Origin of the sequence: Mycobacterium gordonae, from assembly GCF_001417955.2 — a bacterium.
Taxonomy (GTDB): Bacteria; Actinomycetota; Actinomycetes; order Mycobacteriales; family Mycobacteriaceae; genus Mycobacterium; species Mycobacterium gordonae_B.
This window is the reverse complement of the sequence record NZ_LKTM01000207.1, coordinates 1-1148: the sequence shown is the minus strand read 5'-3', so window position 1 is coordinate 1148 and position 1148 is coordinate 1. Positions and strand designations below refer to the sequence as shown.

General features: G+C 62.9%; 1 protein-coding gene. It reads right to left on the bottom strand.

Annotated features, from left to right (window positions below):
• A partial coding sequence (locus AO501_RS15715; protein WP_055578598.1) for an IS256 family transposase occupies positions 1–1014 on the bottom strand: 1014 nt, incomplete at its 3' end.
• Between the last annotated feature and the right edge of the window lie 134 nt (positions 1015–1148).

Sequence of the window (1148 nt, the reverse complement as noted above, 5' to 3'; positions counted from 1 at the left end):
GGGGTTGTTCGACCAGATCTGGCGCCAGATCTGTTTGGGGAACGCGGTGAACGCCAGCAGGTCGGCTCGAGCTGCCTCCAAGTGTTCGGCCGTCTTAGGTAGCTTGTCCTCCAACGCGTCGATGATGCGGTCATATTGTGCAGCAACAGATTCGGCATCTGGTTGATCGAACACCGAATGCAGCAGGGTCTTGACCCACGGCCACGACGCCTTCGGTGTGACAGCCATCAGATTCGTCGTGTAGTGCGTTCTGCAGCGCTGCCATGCCGCACCGGGCAGCGTGGCGCCGAGGGCATTCACGAGCCCGGCGTGGGCATCGGAGGTGACCAGCCGGACACCGGAAAGGCCGCGAGCGGTCAGCGACCGCAGGAACGTCAACCACCCAGCGCCGTCCTCGGCGGTGGTGACGTCGATGCCCAGGATCTCCCGATACCCCTCGGCGTTCACCCCGACGGCGATCAGGGCGTGCACGTTGACCACCCGGCCGCCCTCGCGCACCTTAAGGACCAGGGCATCAGCAGCCATGAACGTGTAGGGACCGCCATCCAACGGGCGGGTACGAAACGCCTCGACCGCGACATCAAGTTCTTTGGCCATCACGCTGACCTGCGACTTCGACAAGCTGGTGATGCCCAGAGTCTCGACGAGTTTGTCCATCCGCCGCGTCGAGACGCCCAACAAGTAGCAGGTGGCCACCACCGTGGTCAGGGCCCGCTCAGCACGTTTGCGCCGTTCGAGCAGCCAGTCCGGGAAATATGAGCCTTGGCGCAGCTTGGGAATCGCCAGATCCAATGTGCCGGCACGGGTATCGAACTCGCGGTGCCGATAGCCGTTGCGCTGATTAACGCGCTCGCTGCTGCGCTGGCCATAGCCGGCACCACACACCGCATCAGCTTCAGCCCCCATCAGGGCATGGATGAAGGTGGCCAACAACTCACGCAGCACGTCAGGGTGGCAGGTAGTGAGTCGTTCGGCCAACACGGCCGGCAGGTCGATATCGTGGGCAGTGGTCATCGCGTCGATTCCTTTGCTCGAGTGACTTTGGTCGGTCTCTCGAAGAATCACGCGATGACCTTCATTCATTCGGCTACGACACGCCGGACATCCCGATCAGGCCCGGCTCGTACACCACCCTGCTGGACGCAACC